The sequence below is a fragment of the Neisseria sp. P0021.S005 genome (assembly GCF_051956955.1).
The window spans coordinates 1-682 of the sequence record NZ_JBQCWY010000844.1; the positions used below are offsets into that span (position 1 = coordinate 1).

Sequence of the window (682 nt, forward strand, 5' to 3'; positions counted from 1 at the left end):
CGGTCACGTTGTTCGCGTCTTCTGCTGAAGCAGTGACGGTCACTTTGTCCGAACCTGCGCTCGCAGTCGTGCCTTTGGCGTTGACGGTATAGATGTCTTGGCCGTTGGCGCCGGTCGTTTTCACCACGTCTTTGATGTTGGTGCCGGCTGCAACTTCGGTACGGGCAGCGGCGCTTTGCTGTTTCAGCTGGCTGTAGTTGACGGCGTCGGTGTCATCGGTACCGGCGGCAACATTGGTAATCTTGTTGCCGGCGGCATTGATGCCTGACTTGGTCACACTCGGGCCACCGGTAATGGTGAGGCCGTCTGTATTCAGTTTGCTGTCGCCTGCGGTGACGCTGTCAACGGTAATGTCTTTGGCCAGTTTGAAGTCAATCTGGTTGTCAGACACGGTGGTCACGATGTTTTTGTCGCTGCTGCGGTAAGCAACGGTTTCGCCCAGTTGGACGTTGTCGTCGTTACCGTTGTCGGCGGCAATGTTCAGACCTTTGGCCACGTTGGCGTTGGTTTCTTTCAGCTGACCGTAGTTAACGGCGTCGGTATCGTCGGTACCGGCGGCTACGTTGGTCACTTTGTTGCCGGCGTTGTTCAATCCGTCTTTGGTCAGTTTGACATCACCTGCTTTAACGCCGTCTTGGGTCAATGCAACATCGTCGCCTACTTTCACACCGTCGTTGTTCAC

Annotated in this window: 1 pseudogene; it reads right to left on the reverse strand. The window is 55.6% G+C overall.

From position 1 onward, the window contains the following. Positions 1-682: pseudogene (locus ACTHUE_RS19730) on the reverse strand (hypothetical protein); the annotation flags it as partial.